This window comes from Levilactobacillus parabrevis ATCC 53295, from assembly GCF_001434055.1.
Classification (GTDB): domain Bacteria; phylum Bacillota; class Bacilli; order Lactobacillales; family Lactobacillaceae; genus Levilactobacillus; species Levilactobacillus parabrevis.
This window is the reverse complement of the sequence record NZ_AZCZ01000043.1, coordinates 1-18,980: the sequence shown is the minus strand read 5'-3', so window position 1 is coordinate 18,980 and position 18,980 is coordinate 1. Positions and strand designations below refer to the sequence as shown.

Annotated in this window: 17 protein-coding genes; 3 read left to right on the top strand and 14 right to left on the bottom strand. The window is 49.1% G+C overall.

All coding sequences use genetic code 11. The features are described from left to right. Positions 1-170: 170 nt before the first annotated feature. The 4 genes from FD07_RS10405 to rnz all read right to left on the bottom strand — a co-directional run bounded on the left by FD07_RS10405 (position 171) and on the right by rnz (position 4,723). A complete protein-coding gene (locus tag FD07_RS10405) occupies positions 171-689 on the bottom strand; it encodes an adenine phosphoribosyltransferase (RefSeq protein WP_020090270.1) in 519 nt (172 codons plus the stop codon). Between the two features lie 21 nt (positions 690-710). Then, entirely contained in the window at positions 711-3,026 is a 2,316-nt protein-coding gene (gene recJ / locus FD07_RS10400; protein ID WP_020090269.1) for a single-stranded-DNA-specific exonuclease RecJ, read from the bottom strand. Positions 3,027-3,374: 348 nt separating this feature from the next. Further along, entirely contained in the window at positions 3,375-3,773 is a 399-nt protein-coding gene (locus FD07_RS10395; RefSeq protein ID WP_020090268.1) for a LapA family protein, read from the bottom strand. Continuing rightward, positions 3,770-4,723 (bottom strand): ribonuclease Z, encoded by a 954-nt coding sequence (gene rnz, locus FD07_RS10390; protein WP_020090267.1) that lies wholly within the window; start codon positions 4,721-4,723, stop codon positions 3,770-3,772. The genes FD07_RS10395 and rnz overlap by 4 nt, the downstream gene beginning before the upstream one ends. Before the next feature lie 168 nt (positions 4,724-4,891). Here rnz and FD07_RS10385 point away from each other — a divergent pair, with 168 nt between their 5' ends. Further along, positions 4,892-5,167: a hypothetical protein gene (locus FD07_RS10385; RefSeq protein ID WP_020090266.1), complete on the top strand. Its 276-nt coding sequence runs from the start codon at positions 4,892-4,894 to the stop codon at positions 5,165-5,167. 13 nt (positions 5,168-5,180) lie between these two features. Beyond that, entirely contained in the window at positions 5,181-5,933 is a 753-nt protein-coding gene (locus FD07_RS10380) for a hypothetical protein (RefSeq protein WP_020090265.1), read from the top strand. 181 nt (positions 5,934-6,114) lie between these two features. Here the strand turns inward: FD07_RS10380 and obgE are convergent, their stop codons facing one another. After that, positions 6,115-7,410, bottom strand: coding sequence for a GTPase ObgE (obgE, locus tag FD07_RS10375; RefSeq protein ID WP_020090264.1), 1,296 nt, complete (start codon positions 7,408-7,410; stop codon positions 6,115-6,117). Positions 7,411-7,499: 89 nt separating this feature from the next. Next, positions 7,500-9,317, bottom strand: a complete 1,818-nt coding sequence (gene uvrC / locus FD07_RS10370; protein WP_020090263.1) for an excinuclease ABC subunit UvrC — start codon at positions 9,315-9,317, stop codon at positions 7,500-7,502. A 221-nt stretch (positions 9,318-9,538) separates the two neighbouring features. On the opposite strand from uvrC, the gene FD07_RS10365 reads away from it, so the two are divergent. After that, a complete protein-coding gene (locus FD07_RS10365; RefSeq protein WP_020090262.1) occupies positions 9,539-9,727 on the top strand; it encodes an SPJ_0845 family protein in 189 nt (62 codons plus the stop codon). A gap of 75 nt (positions 9,728-9,802) precedes the next feature. Here FD07_RS10365 and FD07_RS10360 read toward each other — a convergent pair whose 3' ends face one another. The 8 genes from FD07_RS10360 to rpsO all read right to left on the bottom strand — a co-directional run bounded on the left by FD07_RS10360 (position 9,803) and on the right by rpsO (position 18,789). After that, on the bottom strand, positions 9,803-10,102 hold the full coding sequence (locus FD07_RS10360; RefSeq protein WP_020090261.1) for a nucleoside triphosphate pyrophosphohydrolase family protein: 300 nt from the start codon (positions 10,100-10,102) through the stop codon (positions 9,803-9,805). 2 nt (positions 10,103-10,104) lie between these two features. Continuing rightward, positions 10,105-10,698, bottom strand: coding sequence for a ribosome biogenesis GTP-binding protein YihA/YsxC (yihA, locus tag FD07_RS10355; RefSeq protein WP_020090260.1), 594 nt, complete (start codon positions 10,696-10,698; stop codon positions 10,105-10,107). A 183-nt stretch (positions 10,699-10,881) separates the two neighbouring features. Then, complete coding sequence (gene clpX / locus FD07_RS10350; protein WP_020090259.1) at positions 10,882-12,135, bottom strand: ATP-dependent Clp protease ATP-binding subunit ClpX; 1,254 nt, start codon at positions 12,133-12,135, stop codon at positions 10,882-10,884. A gap of 224 nt (positions 12,136-12,359) precedes the next feature. Then, the gene (gene tig, locus FD07_RS10345; protein WP_020090258.1) at positions 12,360-13,670 is read right to left on the bottom strand and encodes a trigger factor; all 1,311 of its coding nucleotides are present in this window, start codon (positions 13,668-13,670) and stop codon (positions 12,360-12,362) included. 324 nt (positions 13,671-13,994) lie between these two features. Next, a complete protein-coding gene (gene tuf, locus FD07_RS10340) occupies positions 13,995-15,185 on the bottom strand; it encodes an elongation factor Tu (RefSeq protein ID WP_020090257.1) in 1,191 nt (396 codons plus the stop codon). Positions 15,186-15,366: 181 nt separating this feature from the next. Beyond that, positions 15,367-16,323 carry a hypothetical protein gene (locus FD07_RS10335; protein ID WP_020090256.1) on the bottom strand — a complete coding sequence of 319 codons (957 nt, stop codon included), beginning with the start codon at positions 16,321-16,323 and terminating at the stop codon, positions 15,367-15,369. A 76-nt stretch (positions 16,324-16,399) separates the two neighbouring features. Next, positions 16,400-18,313: a ribonuclease J gene (locus FD07_RS10330; protein WP_020090255.1), complete on the bottom strand. Its 1,914-nt coding sequence runs from the start codon at positions 18,311-18,313 to the stop codon at positions 16,400-16,402. Positions 18,314-18,519: 206 nt separating this feature from the next. Further along, complete coding sequence (gene rpsO / locus FD07_RS10325) at positions 18,520-18,789, bottom strand: 30S ribosomal protein S15 (RefSeq protein ID WP_020090254.1); 270 nt, start codon at positions 18,787-18,789, stop codon at positions 18,520-18,522. Positions 18,790-18,980 lie beyond the last annotated feature (191 nt).

The window sequence follows — 18,980 nt, the reverse complement described above, 5'->3', positions numbered from 1 at the left end:
TTGCACTTGATTTGACAATTGAGGGACAATATTCATTTCAAAATCATTTATGATAAACTTTTCATCATGTCGGCCTATGCGAATCTCACTAATCTATCCGATAACTTTTACACCCAAATTAAAATGGCTTTACCATCCGAGATCCGGTGGTAAAGCCATTTTTCATTATCTTAGTAAGTCATCAAACTGAAGACATCGTAACCCTTCAGCTTGTCGCGACCGTGCAGTTCCTTCAATTCAATCAGGAAGGCTGTTCCAACCACGATACCACCCAGGTCTTCGACCAATTGGATGGTTGCGCCAATGGTCCCACCAGTGGCTAAGAGGTCATCGGTAACCAAGACCTTTTGGCCCGGTTTGATGGCATCCTTGTGCAGGTAAAGTGCTGACGTGCCGTATTCCAAGTCGTATGAAGCCTTGACCGTTGGCCGTGGCAACTTGCCTTGCTTACGAGCTGGTGCAAAACCAATGCCCATTTGGTACGCAACGGGACAGCCGACAATAAATCCGCGGGCTTCTGGGCCCACGACCATTTCAACGCCCTTATCCTTGGCGTATGCGACAATTTCATCGGTTGCGGCGTGGAAGGCCTCACCGTCCGCCATTAATGGGGAGATGTCCCGGAACATGATGCCCTTTTCTGGGTAGTCCGGAACGGAAGCAATATATTTCGTAAAATCAGTTGCCATAAGTTAAGTAGCTCCTTTATTTTATATCAATGAGGCAAGACGCTTCGTTAACGCCGCAGCCGGACAGGCCAAGAGGTCTTGTTCCGTCTGCATCTGTTGTTGTCGAAGTTGGTAACTCGGAGCCGCTGTCAGATCCTTGTGCTCCGGGTTCGCCACACCATTCATGATGCCGTGATCGATTGCGATGAAACCACACTCGAAGAACACCTGAATCATGAAGACTAACTGGGTTCGTGGAATTTGCAAGAAAGTTGCCAATTGTGCCAGTTGGTGCCCCACATCTACTTGTTGATGCGTTGCAACGAACTTAAATAGTTTAGCATATTGCGAGCGAGTTGGCATCCCTAATTGCGAAAGACTTTCTTTCTTATAGAGATAAGCGGTGATTTGCGTAGGTTGAAGTTGTTTTAAAACAGTCTCCAAATCAGTCGTGGCATCCGGACAATCCACAATAAACACGGTGGAATTGGCTGGCAACTTTTCGGCCACACTCCCATCATAAAGCAGTGCCGTCGCGGTTTCTGGCAGTTGGTTAGCTAACTGTCGAAACACGTTGTTGTGGAAGAACACGTACGTTCCCGGCTGTTGGAACATCTTTTGATGCAACTGATTGGTCCGTTCAACCTTTACCGGATTATCCGCCAAGCGGAGATCCTTGACCATCACCTGTAGGGAATGCCGGCCCTGCCAGACATTATCCTCGATGGCACCCAGAACGGCCGCCGAATCCGGCTCCGCACTCAGGGCTGCCACATTCTTCCCGGCACCAAATTGAATGGCATCGAGCTGATGATTGCCCTCTTGAAGCTGAAACTTCAAGTGAGACTTGTCTTTACCAATCGCCTTGATTTGCGTCAACGTGGCCGTTTCAAAGGCAAACAACGGCTGACTATTGTCCGTACCGAACGGTGCCAACTGTGCCAGCTCCTGATAGAGTTTGGGCGTAACTGTGCCAACCTCTAACGAAGCGGCAACGGGTACTTCAGCTGGCCCACTTTCGGTCAGCTTCTGATTGGCCGCCTCCTGGTCCAAGGCATCAGCTAAGGCGCCTAACTGCTCACTAGGCACCGTTAGCCCAACAGCCATGTGATGACCGCCAAATGCCGTCATCAGGTCTCTATGGCCGTCTAAGGCCTCAAAGAGATTAAATGCAGCCACGCTTCGACCAGACCCTTTGGCCCGACCATCTTCGTTCACGTTCAACACCAACGCTGGCTTACCCGTCGTCTCAACGACTTTGCTGGCAACAATTCCCAGAACGCCTTCGTGCCAGTCATGCCCACTAATGATCAGTGCGGCCCGGTTACGATGATCGGCGTCCTCAGCCTGTGCCAAGGCCGCCTGACTGATCTGTTGAACCAGTTCCTGGCGTTTACGATTCTTCTCCTCGGTCTGTTGCGCCAATTCCTTAGCCCGTGCGTCATCCAGTGTCGTCAGTAGCTCGACAGCTGGACTGGCATCTTCTAGCCGGCCCAATGCATTCAACCGGGGCGCGATACCGAAGCCAATCGATTGCTCGGTCAGTTCTTCAGGCTTAATGCCTGCCCCAGCCATCAGCGCTTGCAAACCCGGTCGTTCGTCCTGCTTTAACAGTTGAAGACCAAAGTAGACCAGCACCCGATTTTCATCAACCAGTGGCACCAGATCAGCAACCGTCCCGATAGCCGCGAGATCCAAGACATCCTGTGGAATTTCCTCGCGCAACGCTTGAGCCACCTTAAAGGCCACCCCAGCACCGGATAAGCCGCCAAAGGGATACTCAGCACCGGGATACCGGGGATGAATAATGGCATAGGCAGCGGGTAGCTCTTGGGGAAGTTCGTGATGGTCCGTGACAACCACGTCCACTCCCGCCTCATTTGCCGCCGCAATCGCCTCATTACCAGCGACCCCGTTGTCCACCGTCACAATGAGTTGGGTTCCCGCTGCAATCAGCTTCTTAAAAGCCGCCACGTTAGGCCCGTAGCCGTCAGTAAACCGGTTAGGAATGTACGTATTGACCTTGGCCCCCATCTCATTGAGTGTTTCATAAAGAATCGACGTACTCGTGACCCCATCAGCATCGTAGTCCCCGTAGATCGTAATCTGCTGGTCACTCCCGATGGCATCCTCAATTCGGTCGACCCCCTTCTGCATGTCGTGTAAAAGGCTGGGATCATGCAGTTGTTCTGGCCCGGGATTCAAGAAGGCGTGCGCGGTGTCCGACGTCTGATAGCCCCGATTCCACAAAATCTGAGCAACAATCGGTGAAATCTCTGCAGTCTTCGCTAGTGCCTGTGCCTCCGCGGAGGGCTGGTCAACATTTTTAATGTTCCATTGGTATTGTGCGGCAATCACCAGCAAATCATCCTTTCTAAACGTTAGAAAAGCGGTGTCACTGGCACCGCTCCTCGCTATCGGTTCTTGTTATTTTTCAACTAAGCTAAAAGTTGTCGCCTACGGTTGCCAAGGATTCCACCTGCTGTGGGGACCACCTGCAGCCAAAGACCTGGCTTTCGGTTCGGTTTGAAACCTCGCGTGGTTCATGCGAATTTCCAAGCGCGTCCCACGCTGTAAGACCGGGAAGGAGCAGTCGCCCGGTCTAACACCGTCGCCACAGCCGGCTCCACCCTTGGCCTCCTTCGGCTAAGATAACTTTTAAGCTTGAAATTAACCAACTGGTACGGTCATTTCACTTAAATGTAGCTAGTCTTTAGACTCTCCAGCTAATCTTGCCTTTAATTCAGCGTTTTCTTTCTCTAAATCTTGTAACTGCTTCTCCTGTTGCCCAGTGATCTGCTTACTCTTGGAGTTTTGCAGCCGCTTGGTCAGGCGGTCATTGTCCTTGGTCAGTGCGTCAATGCGTTCATTACTGCTCTGCTCCAAGTCCTTGTATGCTCGGTTGTGTTGGAAGACGGTGATGGTTGAGAAGAGAATCATCAAGACCGCGCCGATCAGGATTGACACCAACAGAATCAAAATCAATGGCCAATGAACCGTTGTGAATCCAAAAGAAACCGGGACACTTTCTACGTTTAGAATGGCAAAAATTGCCACCACGATAACTAGTAAGATTGTTAAAACGATTCGCCATTGATTTTTCATTTCTGAGCACCCTCCGCAGTTATTTTTTGAAATGGCACATTGTATTCATCAAAGTCCTTGACGACCCGTGTGTTCTTAAAGACCTCACGTGCCTGTTGCTGTAGCTCTAACGCCATCTTACCCGTGTAACGCGCTGAGATATGGTTGAGCAGCAACATCTTCACATTGGTCCGTTTAGCCAGCTCAGCCGCTTGAATATTGGTTGAGTGATAGTAGGCCCGTGCCAGCTTGCTTTCACCCTTGGCAAACGTACTCTCATGCACCAATACATCGGCGTCTTGTGTCAGACGAGCGGCGTTACGGGTCTGCCGGGTGTCACCCAAGAGAGCAACGATACGGCCAGGTTGACTTGGTCCCAGGAAGTCCGCCCCGCTCACGGTACGCCCATCAGGAAGCGTGACCGTCTTGCCGGCCTTCAATTCACCGTAAACTGGTCCAGACGGAATCTGAGCTTCTCGTAGCTTGTCGACCATCAATTCTCCCGGATGATCCTTTTCAACGACCCGGTAGCCAAAGCATTCGATGCGGTGATCAAGGTGCTGGGCGTAAACTCGAAACTTATCATCTTCGAAAATCATGCCGTCCGCGGATAATTCGCGGTAGTGAATCTTATAGGACAGCTTGGTCTCGGAGACGCGCATACTGACTTCCACAAAATCCCGAATCCCTTTGGGTCCGTAGATAGTCAGCGGCTCATTGCCGCCCTGAAACGACCGGCTACTCAAGAGACCTGGTAGCCCAAAAATATGGTCACCATGCAGGTGGGTAATAAAAATCTTATCGATCTTCCGCGGCTTTAACGTGGTCCGCAGAATCTGGTGCTGGGTGGCTTCACCCACGTCGAACAGCCACACTGAATTGCGCTCATCGAGTAAGCGCAACGCCGTACTGGTCACATTCCGAAACTTTCCGGGTGACCCGGCGCCCGTCCCTAAAAATTGAATTTCCATATTTTTTCGTTCCTATTCTATAATTAAAGTCCGTCCACTATTTTAGGGGATTTTGGGTAAAATCGCAACTCTCAAAACCGACCATTCCCAGTGAAGGGGATTATTGCTAGGGTTCTTTCCTAAAATTCGGTATAATCGAGGTAAGCTTGTGATTGGGGGCAACAAAACATGCGGCTCATTGACTTTAACCTGTCGACCATCGACCTGCATCCCGCCCTGCGCCTGTACTGGGAGCACGACGGTCAGCAAGTGCCGGTGGTCGATCTACAAACCAAGCCCCACCAGCTTCATCTCGTCACTGGGACCGGCCGACCACTAACGCTGGACCAGCTACGGACCCGCACGCAACAGGTCGACCCCCAGGCCAGCCTATTCATCGCGCAGAAATCACCTCAGCGCCTCTACGGCTACCGCCTGGTGCTCCATCAAATCTTATTCGGTTGAAAGGAGTTTTACCATGCGTTTCATCAAAGCATCATTGCTGCTCAGCCTCAGTCTTCTCACCCTAGGACTCGCTGGTTGCCAATCCAGCGGCCAAAAGAGCACTGCCAGCTTCAAGAATAGCAGTAGCCAATCCAGTAGTTACAGTGCCAAGGAACCGGATGCTGCGGTAACGTCATCCGCCACTTCGCATAAAGAAGAGGCACAGACGTATCACCCGCAGGCCAAGTTGACCAAGAGTACACGCTACAAGAAGTCGGGCAACCTCAAGAAGGCTGGTCAGTACACCTTCGACAAGGTCGGAACCCAACTGACGTTGAGCACCATCAAGCATCCCCAAACGACCATTAAATCTGGTAATTTGACGTACAAGGTCACGACCGTTCGGGTCATTAAGAACACCGCCAAGACGGCCGCGGCCAAACGCATGGCGGCTCAGGCCCTGAATTTGGCTCAGATCAAGAGTCCCTACTACACGCTACAGGTTAAGTTTACCATTTATAACCGGGGGAAGCAGGCCGTAACCACCGATGGCATTCAAAGTATCCGACTCAGTGGCAACCGTCAGTTAAATGCGGCCAACCAACTGAGCGATGCCAGCGCTGGAAAGACCATTCCAGCCAAAGGCAAGCTCGCCACATTTGCCACCGGCCTTGCCAGTGAAAAGACTAACCCCAATCTGAAGACCGTTAAGATTAAGTTTGCTGGCGCCTTTGCTGACAAAAAGCAAGTGGTCAAGCCCACGACTTGGTTAAAACTAACATTGTAAGTTAACACCCACTAGGGGCAAGTAATTGGCAATTATTCTCATAACATTCAAAATTAAAGCGTGGTCAATCAGGATTCAAGTCTTGATTGACCACGCTTTTTTGGCGCTAAACTATTGAGTCGGCTATTGCCCCTGTAGACCAATCAGACTAAGTCCAATCGGTCCCACTGGCAACACCCATTTAAGCCATATATTCAAAGGTGAAGTCGTCGATCTTGACCAGGTCACCGTTCTTGGCACCATGATCTCGCAGACCATTGTCGACACCCATTCCCCGCATTTGACGGGTAAAGCGTAACAGGCTTTCGTCATGGTTGATATCGGTCATCCGGAAGAGCTTCAGCAGCTTGTCACCGGTCAGAATCCAAGTACCATCGGCGTCCTGCGTGATTTCAAATTCCGCTTCAGGCTTGAAGTCGTATTCGGCCTTTTCGACCACTTCTTCTTGCTTGACTGGGAACTTCGGCGTTGCGGCCAGAATGTCAGCCGTCCGTTGCAGCAATGGTGTTAACCCATCGTGCGTCAGTGCGGACACTGCATAGACTTCCGGTGCCTGAGCCAACAACTCGTCTTGCTTCAAGTCTTCCTTGAACTTAGCCAAGTTGTCAGCGGAGTCCGGCATATCCATCTTGTTGGCAACCACGATCTGTGGCCGCTTCAAAATGTCGGGATCGTACGTCTTGAGTTCTTCATTAATCTTTTCAAAGTCTTCATAAGGGTCACGACCTTCGAGACCACTCATGTCGATCAGATGCAGGATAACCCGCGTCCGTTCAACGTGCCGTAAGAATTGGAAGCCTAAACCAACCCCATTAGCGGCCCCTTCGATCAAACCGGGTAAATCGGCCATTACAAAGTCACGACCATCAGGTAATCGCACCATCCCCAGGTTAGGGACCAGCGTTGTAAAGTGATATTCCGCAATCTTTGGCTTGGCACTCGTGACCGTCGACAACAGCGTTGACTTCCCAACGGATGGGAATCCAACCAAGCCGACATCAGCGAGAACCTTTAATTCCAAGCGAATTTCAAATTCCTGCCCAGGTTCCCCATTTTCGGCGATTTCTGGTGCGGGATTTTTAGGTGAGGCAAAGTGAATATTGCCCCGACCACCACGGCCACCCTTGGCCACGATGGCGGAATCGTCATTGGCCACTAAATCGGCAATGACGGCACCCGTTTCGTTATTATAAATCGTTGTTCCTTGGGGGACACTGATGATCGTGTCCGCGGCACCGCGGCCAGTCATGGACTTGATGGCGCCGTTGCCCCCATTTTTGGCCTTGAACTTCCGTTGGTACCGGAAGTCCATCAGCGTCCGTAAGCCTTCGTCAACGGTGAATACGATGTTACCACCGCGTCCACCATCACCACCGGCTGGTCCACCATTGGGCACAAATTTTTCCCGACGGAAGGCAACCATCCCGTCGCCACCCTTACCGGCTTTGACGTCAATTTTAACTTGATCTACAAACATAATTATTATTCCTCGTTTTCTAAACCAGCGCGTGCTGCTTTCTTCGTAAAGTATCCTGCTAGCCAGTATACCGGCAAACGGCCGTCACGTCAAAGTTTCGTTGGCGTCCGCGGATTTTTTATTTCAGCCGTCTCGGCCTGCAGGGTCAACCGAATCGTCTGCGCAACGGTTTTACTAACGCCTAATTCCCGCAGATCATCCACACTAGCCTCACCAATTTTCTTGGTCGAGCCAAATTTCCGCAACAATTTATTCCGCGTCTTGGGCCCCACCCCAGGGATTCGGTCAAGCCGTGAACTCAGCGAATTCTTGCTGTGAACCTGTCGGTGGAAAGTAATGGCGAACCGGTGCACCTCGTCTTGAATCCGCTGAACAAGGTAGAAGCCTTGACTCTTAGGATCCAAATGGATGTGATGATCATCGGGACCGAACAGTAGATCAGCCGTCTTATGGTGATCGTTCTTGACCATTCCGGCAACTGGAATGTGGAGGTCAAATTCATCCGACAGAACTTCCTTGACCGCATTCATCTGAATGTCGCCCCCATCCATTAAGATCAGGTCCGGCATCTGTGCGTGTTCCTTGAGTAACCGCCCATAACGCCGCCGAATCACTTCCAAAGTGCTAGCCGTTTCATCGGCGTGATCGACCGTTCGTAATTTATATTTTCGGTACAACTTCTTATTGGGTTGACCGTCAACGAAGACCACCATTGCCGAAACTAAATCGGCCCCTTGAATGTGGGAGTGGTCAAACGCTTCAATCTTGTGTCCAGGCGCAATGCCCAGAGCATCGGTGATTTCCTTCATGGCCCCAGTCGTCTTGCCTTCATCGAGCTCTAACAGCCGAAACTTCTCTTCTAAGACCAGTCGCGAGTTCTTAGCAGCCATGTCCAATAGATCACGTTTAGTGCCCCGCTGCGGCGTTCTGACGGGCACGTGGAGGACTTCCTCAATGCTGGCAGCATCAATACTAGCCGGCACCAGGATTTCACGTGGCAACACCGTATTCTTTCGCTGATAGAACTGGACGATAAAGCTAGCCAGTTCTTCCTCAGCCGTGCTGACGATTGGAAAGAGCCGTTTCTCCCGCTTCATCAAACGTGCCTGGCGAATGAAGAAGACTTGAATCGACAACCACCCCTTATCCAAATAGAAGTTGAAGATGTCCCGTGGCGTACTGTCATTAGAAATAATCTTCTGCTTTTCCACGGTGGCCTCGATGTAACGAATCTGATCACGCAGATCGGCTGCCCGTTCATAAGCCATGTCAGCGGCCGCCGCCGTCATTCGGTCGGATAATTTCTTTTCGGCGTGACCAACGTTTCCATTTAAGAAGGATTTGATTTTCTTGATCTGTTCGTCGTAATCGGCTTGGGGAACCTCCTTGAAGCAAGCGCCGAGACACTGTCCCATGTGATAGTACAGACACGGCCGCCCCTGATAACCGGTACACCGTCGTAGCGGATAGACCTTCTGTAGAAAGTGAATAGTTTCCTCAGCCGCGTAAACGTTAGGGTACGGTCCAAAATAATAGGCCCCATCCTTTTTGATATCGCTGACCAGTAGCAATTGCGGATCGCGTTCGTTAGTGATCTTGATGTACGGGTACCCGGTACCCCGCTTCAGCTTAATGTTGAAGTACGGTTGATGCTTTTGAATCAGCGTGATTTCTAGGAGGAAAGCCTCCTTGTCGGTCGAGGTGATAATCGTTTCAAAATCCACGATTTCACTGACCAACTGCGCCGTCTTCCCGGTGTGGCTACTCTTAAAGTACGACCGCACCCGGTTCTTCAGGTTCTTTGCCTTCCCCACGTAGATAATCTGGCTGTTGATGTTCTTCATCAAATAACAGCCGGGAAGGCCCGGCAGTAACGCCAGTTTGTGTTCCAAATATTCCGATGCCAAGGGCCTAACCTCCCGTTCATTTCTCGAATTAGCTTGTCAAGTATAAGCCGAATACGTGTTTGGTGCAAGCAATTCAACCCAGCCACAGCGCCGATTCCCAGATTATTTTTATCGACCATAAATCAGTCGAATTTCTTCGGTTTTTGCCAAGCCTCACCCTGATAAATGACAAATCTCAGGAATTCTGCTATGATACTGCTAAAGACAAGGAGGTGGCTTGAATGGCTCTTAAAGTAAAACGCCAGGATGACCTTGACTCCATGTTCGGTAAATTTGCTGAGATGGACCCCACGGACGTGAAACGCGACAAGTTTTTGAAGCGTGACGATGCCCACAAGGATAACAAGCGCGCTAAAGGCTTGATCAACGCCGATAAATCAAAACACGAACAGGATCACAGTCAAGACTAACGTCGAAAGTTAAAGGACTCACGGAGAATTCCGTGGGTCCTTTTATTTTAGACTTTGCTTTGAACAGCCAAGCGATTACCGTTCCGGTTGGAACCCGTGGGGGTAACGCTCGTTAAGGCGTTTAATGTTATCCTGGGCTACTTCATCGAAGTCGATGTCGGCCCACTGGGCAATCTGGCTGAGATACCAGAGCACGTCGCCCATTTCCTTGACGATAGCTTCGTGGTCCATGTCCTGACCGTGAAAGGTGTAGTTCTTCACGAGATCGACAACTTGGCCCGACTCGCCAGCTAGCCCCAAAGCGCAGTTGGTTAGAACCTGTTCGTTGCCGTACAACGTCCGGTTCGCAGCTTTTTGATAGTCATTAAATTCCATTCCTATTCCTCCCCAAAGGCTTGTTCTTCAATCCAGTTCCATACGGCATCCTTCCCGACCTTCTTCGGTGCTGAGAACATGATGATGTTATCGGTATTAGGCAGGTTCATTGCCTTCTTGATCTGACTCACGGCTTGGTTCCACTTGCCACGAGCAATCTTGTCACTCTTAGTGGCAACGATCAGCGTTGGCAGGTTAAAGTAAGCTAGATACTGATACATCTGAACATCGTCTTCCGTCGGTGCGTGCCGGGCATCAACGAGGGAAACAACCCCTTTTAATTGGTCGCGTTGGGTCAGATACGTTTCGATCATCTGCCCCCACTTCTCCCGTTCCGACTTGGAAACCTTGGCGTAACCGTAGCCAGGGACATCGACGAAGTAGAGTTGATCCTCGACGTTATAAAAGTTCAGGGTCTGAGTCTTTCCCGGTTGACTGGACGTCCGAGCATACGAGCGCCGATTGATCAGAACGTTGGTCAGTGAAGACTTCCCGACGTTTGATCGGCCGACCAGCGCAATTTCTGGATACCCCGTCGTTGGGTACTGTGCGGGGTCAACCGCACTCATGACTAATTCTACGTGATTGACTTCCATTGGTTAATGCCATCCTCTCCAAATATCTTTCATTATTCTAACACAGAACGTCACCTCACTGGAGACTTTCTCGAACAGGCATTCTGCAATAAAGCGGTTAAAGCCCACTCCCCCAACCCTTTACGCGGCCATAAAAAAAGCGGCCAACCCCAAGGCCGGTCGCTACGCCACACAGTGTGACAATTATGAAGCTTTTTGATCCTTTAAGATGACTTCAGGTTCGGCATGGTCGGTTACGGTTTCAGCCGTAATCACAACCTTTGCCACGTCATCACGACTAGGCAGGTCGAACATGATATCACGCATCACGTCTTCAATGATTGACCGCAACCCACGGGCACCCGTATTCCGCGCAATGGCTAACTTGGCCATTTCACGAAGTGCAGCTGGCTGGAATTCCAGTTGAACATCATCGAGGGACAGTAACTTCTCATACTGCTTGACCAACGCGTTCTTAGGTTCCGTTAAGATCCGAACCAAGTCGTTTTCATCCAGCTTTTCGAGGGCTGTCAAAATTGGCAACCGGCCGATAAATTCTGGAATCAAACCGAATTGGAGCAAGTCTTCTGGAATCACGTGTTGCATCAGGCTGTCGCCGGAAGCCAAGACATTTTGTTCCTTACTGTCGGCACCAAACCCAATTGTTTGGTCACCCAGACGGCGCTTGACGATCCCGTCAATGCCGTCAAAGGCCCCACCAACGATGAAGAGAATGTTGGTCGTGTCGATTTGAATGAATTCTTGTTGGGGATGCTTACGGCCACCCTGAGGCGGAACGTTGGCAATCGTCCCTTCAAGAATCTTCAGAAGGGCTTGTTGAACCCCTTCACCGGAAACGTCACGAGTAATCGAAACGTTTTCGGACTTCTTAGCAATTTTATCGATTTCATCAATGTAAATGATACCCTTTTCGGCGCGATCCACGTCATAATCGGCGTTTTGCAACAGCTTCAACAGGATATTTTCAACGTCTTCACCCACATAACCAGCTTCAGTCAAGGTTGTGGCATCTGCGATCGCAAATGGAACGTTTAAAATCTTAGCCAGGCTTTGCGCCAGGTAAGTCTTCCCGGAACCAGTAGGTCCGATCACCGCGATGTTACTCTTTTGCAGTTCAGGGCCTTCGTCGTCAGCCTGAGCCATTTCGTTTACCCGCTTATAGTGGTTGTAAACGGCAACGGATAATGTCCGCTTAGCTTCGTTTTGACCGATAACGTATTGGTCGAGCGTGTTGACGATTTCAGCAGGCGTAGGCACTTCCAAGGTTTCTTGTGCGCTGTCTTGGCTGAATTCTTCATCAATGATTTCTTTACAGAGGTCAATACATTCATTACAGATGTAAACACCTGGGCCGGCAACGATCTTCTTAACTTGATCTTGTGATTTACCACAAAAAGAACAGGTCACTGGGCCATTCGTTTCGGTGTTTTCAAACAATAAACTTCACCCTTTCTCTCCAGGCTTAAGCCTAACTCATTACAAAAAGCTTTGTGTCAGTAAACCTGTCGAACTAACCAGATTTCCCTATCAATCGTGTACTATACCACAGATAAGCCCACGATAAAATCAATTTGCCTCAGCGGCTCAGAAAACCTGATTCTAATGAAAAACCGGGACAACAGCGACTGTCGTCCCGGTCAAGTCCTCAATTGGATAAAGAATTAGTCTTTATCTTCTGAGTCCTTCTTCTTGTCTTGCTTTGCGGAATCGGCAATCAAGTCAACGGCGCTCTTGATAGCAATGTCATGCTTTAACATGTCATCTGAAAGGGCACTGCGAACAGCACTTTCTTCCATGCCATATTGGCCAGCTAAGTCCTTAACTTCAGCACTGATTTCGTCTTCTGAAGGTTCGATCTTTTCAGCAGCAACGACGGCTTCAAGAACAAGGTTAGTCTTAACCCGCTTTTCGGCACCATCGGTGAATTGCTTCCGTAAGTCGTCTTCGGTCGTCCCAGTCAATTGGAAGTACATCTTTGGTTCGATACCTTGTTGTTGCATGTTAGCCAGGTATTGGTCCATTTGACGGTTGATGTCATCCTTCAGCATAGCTTCTGGGATGTCGGCGATTTCGGCGTTGTCAACGGCTTCGCTGATAGCTTCGTCTTCGATAGCATCGTGAGCAGCTTGGGTCTTTTGTTCCTTCAAGCTGTCCTTCGTCTTGGCTTGTAATTCTTCTAAGCTGTCAACGTCTTCGTCAACATCCTTAGCGAATTCATCGTCCAATTCTGGTAATTGCTTTTCCTTAACTTCGTGGAGGGTAACCTTGAAAGTGGCTTCCTTATCACGTAAGTCTTCGGCTTGGTAGTCCTTAGGGAAAGTAACCTTAACGTCAACGTCATCGCCGGCTTTGTGACCAACTAATTGGTCTTCGAAGCCAGGGATGAAGGAGTTAGAACCTAATTCCAAGGAGTAGTTGTCAGCCTTGCCACCATCGAATTGCTTGCCATCAACGTAACCGTCGAAGTCAATCACAACAGTGTCGCCCTTAGCAGCGGCTTCGTCTTCTTTAAGCACTAATTCGGCTTGTTGTTGACGTTGCTTTTCTAATTCGGCATCGATGTCCTTTTGGTAAACCCGCGTGTTTTGCTTCGTTACGCTGAGGCCCTTGTAGTCACCAAGCTTAACGTCTGGCTTAACCGTAACAACGGCCTTCAGAACCCAAGCCTTACCCTTGTCCATGGATTCAACATCCACTTGGGGTTGGTCGACTGGTTCGATACCAGCCTCCTTGATAGCTTCTTCGTAAGCATCTGGTAACACAATGTTCAAAGCATCTTGGTACAATGCTTCTTCACCGTACATTTGGTCGAAGATTTGACGTGGTACACGGCCCTTACGGAAACCAGGTACAGCCAGGTTCTTCTTGGTACGCTTGAAGGCCTTGTCCAGACCATCCTTGATCATATCAGGAGCAATTTCAAAGGTTAATTCGCCTTGATTAGAGTCCTTTTTTTCCCATTTTGCAGCCATTATTTTCCCTCCGAAATGAAAGATATTACTATTTACAATTCTATCAATTGCATACTGTATAAGTGTACCTTATGCTATCCGAATTGTAAAATGATTTTTGCTGAAATGCCGTGAATGACGCGGCTTTCCTTAAATTTTTCTCTGAAAATCCGGTAAAAATAAACCGCTACCGGTAATTTACCATCACGAACCGATTATTCCGGATTCTCAGCCATGACTCACTGAAATCGCCACCCGGCTCATTACGATATTTAGGCACGAAAAAAGGACTGAAAGGTCACCCCTTCAGCCCCTCTTTCAAGGCACACTAATTAATGAAATTAATTAGTCGTCAATTTCCGTAACGGTACCGGCACCAACGGTGTGGCCACCTTCACGAACAGTGAACTTAGTACCCTTTTCAATGGCAGCTGGTTGGATCAGTTCAACAGTGAACGTCACGTTATCACCAGGCATAACCATTTCTACGCCATCAGGCAATTCGATAACACCAGTGATATCAGTGGTGTGGAAGTAGAATTGTGGACGGTAGTTTGAGAAGAATGGCGTATGACGGCCACCTTCTTCTTTGCTCAAGATGTAGACTTCACCCTTGAACTCTTTGTGGGTTTGGATCGAACCTGGCTTTGCAAGAACTTGGCCACGAACAACTTGTTCACGGTTAATCCCACGAAGTAAGGCACCAACGTTATCCCCGGCTTCACCAAGGTCCAACGTCTTACGGAACATTTCAAGACCAGTAACAGTAGTCTTCAATACGTCGTCATGTAAACCAACGATTTCAACTTCGTCACCAACCTTAACCATCCCACGGTCGATACGACCGGAAGCAACAGTCCCACGACCAGTGATCGTAAAGACGTCTTCAACAGGCATAAGGAAAGGCTTGTCGTTTTCACGTTCTGGAGTTGGGATGTAGTCATCAACGATGTCCATCAAGTGAAGGATAACCTTAGTTTGTTCTTCGTCGCCTTCAAGAGCCTTCAAAGCGGAACCACGAACAACAGGAATATCGTCACCAGGGTAATCGTATTCGGACAACAACTCACGAACTTCCATTTCAACTAAGTCGACCAATTCGTCGTCATCAACTAAGTCGGTCTTGTTTAAGAAGACAACGATGTAGTTAACACCAACTTGGCGAGCAAGCAAAATGTGTTCACGCGTTTGTGGCATAGGACCATCAGTAGCAGCAACAACCAAGATAGCACCGTCCATTTGGGCAGCACCAGTGATCATGTTCTTGATGTAGTCAGCATGTCCTGGGGCATCGATATGCGCATAGTGACGCTTTTCAGTTTCGTATTCAACGTGGGCAGTGTTGATCGTGATACCACGTTCACGTTCTTCTGGAGCAGCATCGATATCAGCGTAATCTTCGGCCTTTGCTAAACCTTTGTCAGCAAGTACCTTAGTGATTGCAGCAGTTAACGTCGTTTTCCCATGGTCAATATGGCCAATAGTACCAATATTTACATGGGGTTTAGTTCTTTCATAATGTTCTTTTTCAGCCATTAATGAAACCCTCCTGTATTTTATCGCAAGGACAATCTCTTCTCACAAGGAAAATTAATCACCCTTTGCGTAAAATTATACTACTTCTTTTCAGAAAGGGAAAGCTGGAACCCTCCCAAAAAAGAATCCTTGACCAGTATATATGCTGCAGAATTATTTGTAAACTAAAATCTTGCCGAATTTACGGTTTTTCATGATTTTCATGGTTAATCGGCCCAAATAATGCCCTCATGAAGTGATTTAAGCGGTTTTGCCACTCAGAAATTTCATTTAATTCTGCCGCACCGGTCTGATCTGTCACCGGTTGCTGCGCCACGACCTGGACCCAAGCCAGTGGATTCCGAATAATCTTGTCGATAAACGGATACAGCATCATCAATTGTAACGTAATTGTTTGCGAAACGCTAGCCGCAAGCATCGGATCGCGCTGCCCCAAGTCTTCATGCAGATAATTTTGCATGGTGCGGGCAGCCTGACTTGCCCCCACCGGCTGCAATTGACTGGTGTCTAACGTGTAATCCTCGTCGTCCAACCAGTGAAGGTGGACCGTCTTCGTCGTGTGTAGCCGTAAGAGCTCTTCCAACAGCGTCGCACGTATCAAGGGATGCAAAAAGGGGTCGACCAACAGGTACTGAACGCCCTGCATGAACTCCTTGAGTGGCAGTTGACGTGCGTGCGTCAAGCGTTGCCGCTGTTCATCGAAGTCCACATCCCCCAGATGATAGAATTGCTTGGCCAAGACCCGTTGCGTTTCACCTAACGTCCGACGCGAGGCCTCCTCGGCACTGACAATCTGGGTAATTCCCGTTTCACGCCAGCTTTTCGCCGCGGGCAGCTCACAGAACTCTCGAGCGAAAATAAACTGTTGATTTTTCAGTGCTACGTCTAACCGTAGCTGAAACGTTTCCGCAGTCGTCAAATAAACCGCGTCCTGTTCCGCGGCAAATTGCTCCGCCACCAAGTATTTCTCATCATGGTAGAGACTCGCGACCAAATAGCGATTGAATTCGGCCGTTTGCTGGTCATTATAGAGCCGTTCAAACCATTCAGTCGCCGTGGACCACTCCCCCGCATCAAACGCCTGGTGAGCCCGGACAACGGCCTGTTCACGAGCGGCGGGACTAGAAAATTCTCCCATAGCACATTCCTTTCTGGACCAGAATTGGTTGAATCAAAACGGACCGACGCCAAATGGTCTCGGTCCGTTCGTATTTTTACTGTTTGTCTGTTGTTTCAGCCGGCTTAGCTGCATGTGGCCGCCGCTTCCGATTACGTCGTGGCTTATGCGTTGCCTGACCATCCTTAGTCGTTGCTGCGGCTTTGTTGCCAGCTGTCTTAGCCTTGGGCGCATTGCTACCCTTAGCTTTCGGCTTCGACTTGGCCTTAGGCTTAGCAGGTGCCTTGACGTCTTTGGCCTGTTCCTTCCCCGTGTTCGCCTTGTCTTTGCTGCTTGCACGACGATGGTGCTGGTTGACTTCCATGATAACCGGTAAGATTACGGGACGTCGATGGGTCTGTTCAAAGAGGTAGTGACTCAAATGTTCACGGACATCCTGCTTCAAATGGCCCCAATCAAATTCCTTATTATCAAGGTTGTTTTGAACGGCCTTACTGATAATTTGACCACTCTCCTGCATCAAGTCCTTGTTAGCCTTGACGTAGACGAAACCACGTGACGTAATCTTAGGTTCCGCCACAATTTGCTTCTTCTTACGGTCAATCGTCACTACGGCGATAAAGATCCCATCGTCGGCCAAGACTTTCCGGTCACGCAAGACGATATTCCCGATATCACCGACACCGATCCCATCGATCATGGTATCACTAACATCGATGCCTTCACCAAGACCCATAGTCCCCTTGTCGTAAGTCAGAACATCACCCTTTGCGAGGATGAAGACGTGATCGGCTGGCATACCCAACTCCATTGCAGCGTTGGCGTGAGCGTTCAATAACCGGTATTCCCCTTGAATAGGAACCAAGTACTTAGGTTTCAACAGGTTCAACATGAGTTGCAAGTCACGTTTGTAGGCGTGACCTGACGAATTCATTTCATCGGAGATTGCCTTCACTTCACCACCGGCACGGTAAACCATGTCCCGTGTCTGGGCAACCGTCGTGTCCATGGCGTGTGAAGGGGTGGTCGTGATGTAGACCAAGTCGCCTTCTTGCAAGTTAAGCGTCTTTTCCTGCTTGTTGGCCATCCGTTGAATTGCCTTGATGGGTTCACCCATCTTACCAGTCTGGAGGATTACCGTTTCAGCAGGATCTAAGCTGTCGAGTTGTTCTGGCGTTACTAGAAGGTCGTCGTCAAAGGATAGCTTACCCAGATTCATCGCCGTGTTGACGATCTTTTCCAGGTCTTGCCCAGTCAAACAAACCTTCCGCCCCGTCTTAACGGCGGCGTCAAAGACTTGTTGAATCCGCAAGATATTTGACGCGACACAGGCAACGACCACACGACCGTTACGATAGTTGAAAGTTTCCTCGATAGATTCGGCAATCTCCTGTTCGGAAGCATTCATCGTCGGATTTTCAGCGTTGGCAGAGTCACTCAGCACGGCTAAGACGCCGGCCTGACCAATGGCCCCAAGCCGAGCATAATCCGTTTGATAACCTGGCTTAGCCGTCTGATCAAACTTGAAGTCCCCGGTGTATACGATTTGGCCTTCATCCGTCTTCAAGACGATTCCCATAGATTCTGGGATCGAGTGGGTCGTTGAGAAGAAGGAAACGACCACGTCACCGAAGTCAATTTCAGTCTTTTCGTCAACCACGTGGAAATCATCGTAGTTTTTCACCTTGGGTTCATCGGCAACGTTCAGTTTAGCTAACGCAATTGTCATTTCGGACCCGAAAACTGGAACGTTGAACTCACTCAAGAAGTAAGGCAACGCACCAATAGCGTCGGCATGGCCGTGGGTCAGGAAGACCGCAACGATGCGATCCTTGTTCTCACGTAAGTAATTCCAGTCGGGAATCACAACATCGATCCCCAACAACTCATTCTCCGGGTACTTTAACCCACAATCTAAAATATAAATACTACCGTTAACATCAACGGCATACATGTTCTTTCCATTCTCGCGGACACCACCGAACGGAATAATTTTTATCTTCGCACTCATAAGTTCACCTCAAGTATTTTCACTAGTTTTAAGTTAATCACTGATCCACTACGACCAGTCTTTTCTTATAGGCATCGCTACCTAGATTCGTCCATGATTAAACTTTCTCCAGTCTACCATACTTTGGGCAATTACTGAACTACGAAGGTGTCCCACGCAAAAAAAGTCCATCTCCCAGAGGGAAATGGACTCGTCGGTGCGGCGAATTAACGACGCAGGCCTAAACTCTTGATTAATTCACGGTAACGTTGAACATCAGTCTTCCGTAAGTAAGCCAAAAGGTTACGACGGTGACCAATCTTCTTCATCAAACCACGTTGGGAATGGAAATCCTTACGGTGATTTTGCATATGCACGTTGATTTCGTTGATATCAGCGGTTAAAACAGCAACTTGGACTTCAGTAGAACCCGTGTCGCCTTCGTGACGTGCGTATTGCTTGATAACTTCGTTTTTCTTTTCTGGACTAATAGCCATGGTAAATGTACCACCCTTCATATAATTGCCCTAAACTGAGTAAGCCGACGGTGGTTGTCGAACCAACTAAGTTAAGGGTTTGTGCTTTTGCACAGTTACCTATCATACTGAATTCTCACAAAAATAGCAAGCTTTTCCGTGTAAATGCCTATCAAGTAAAATTGCTCCCCAATTGTCAAATCAAGTGCAAC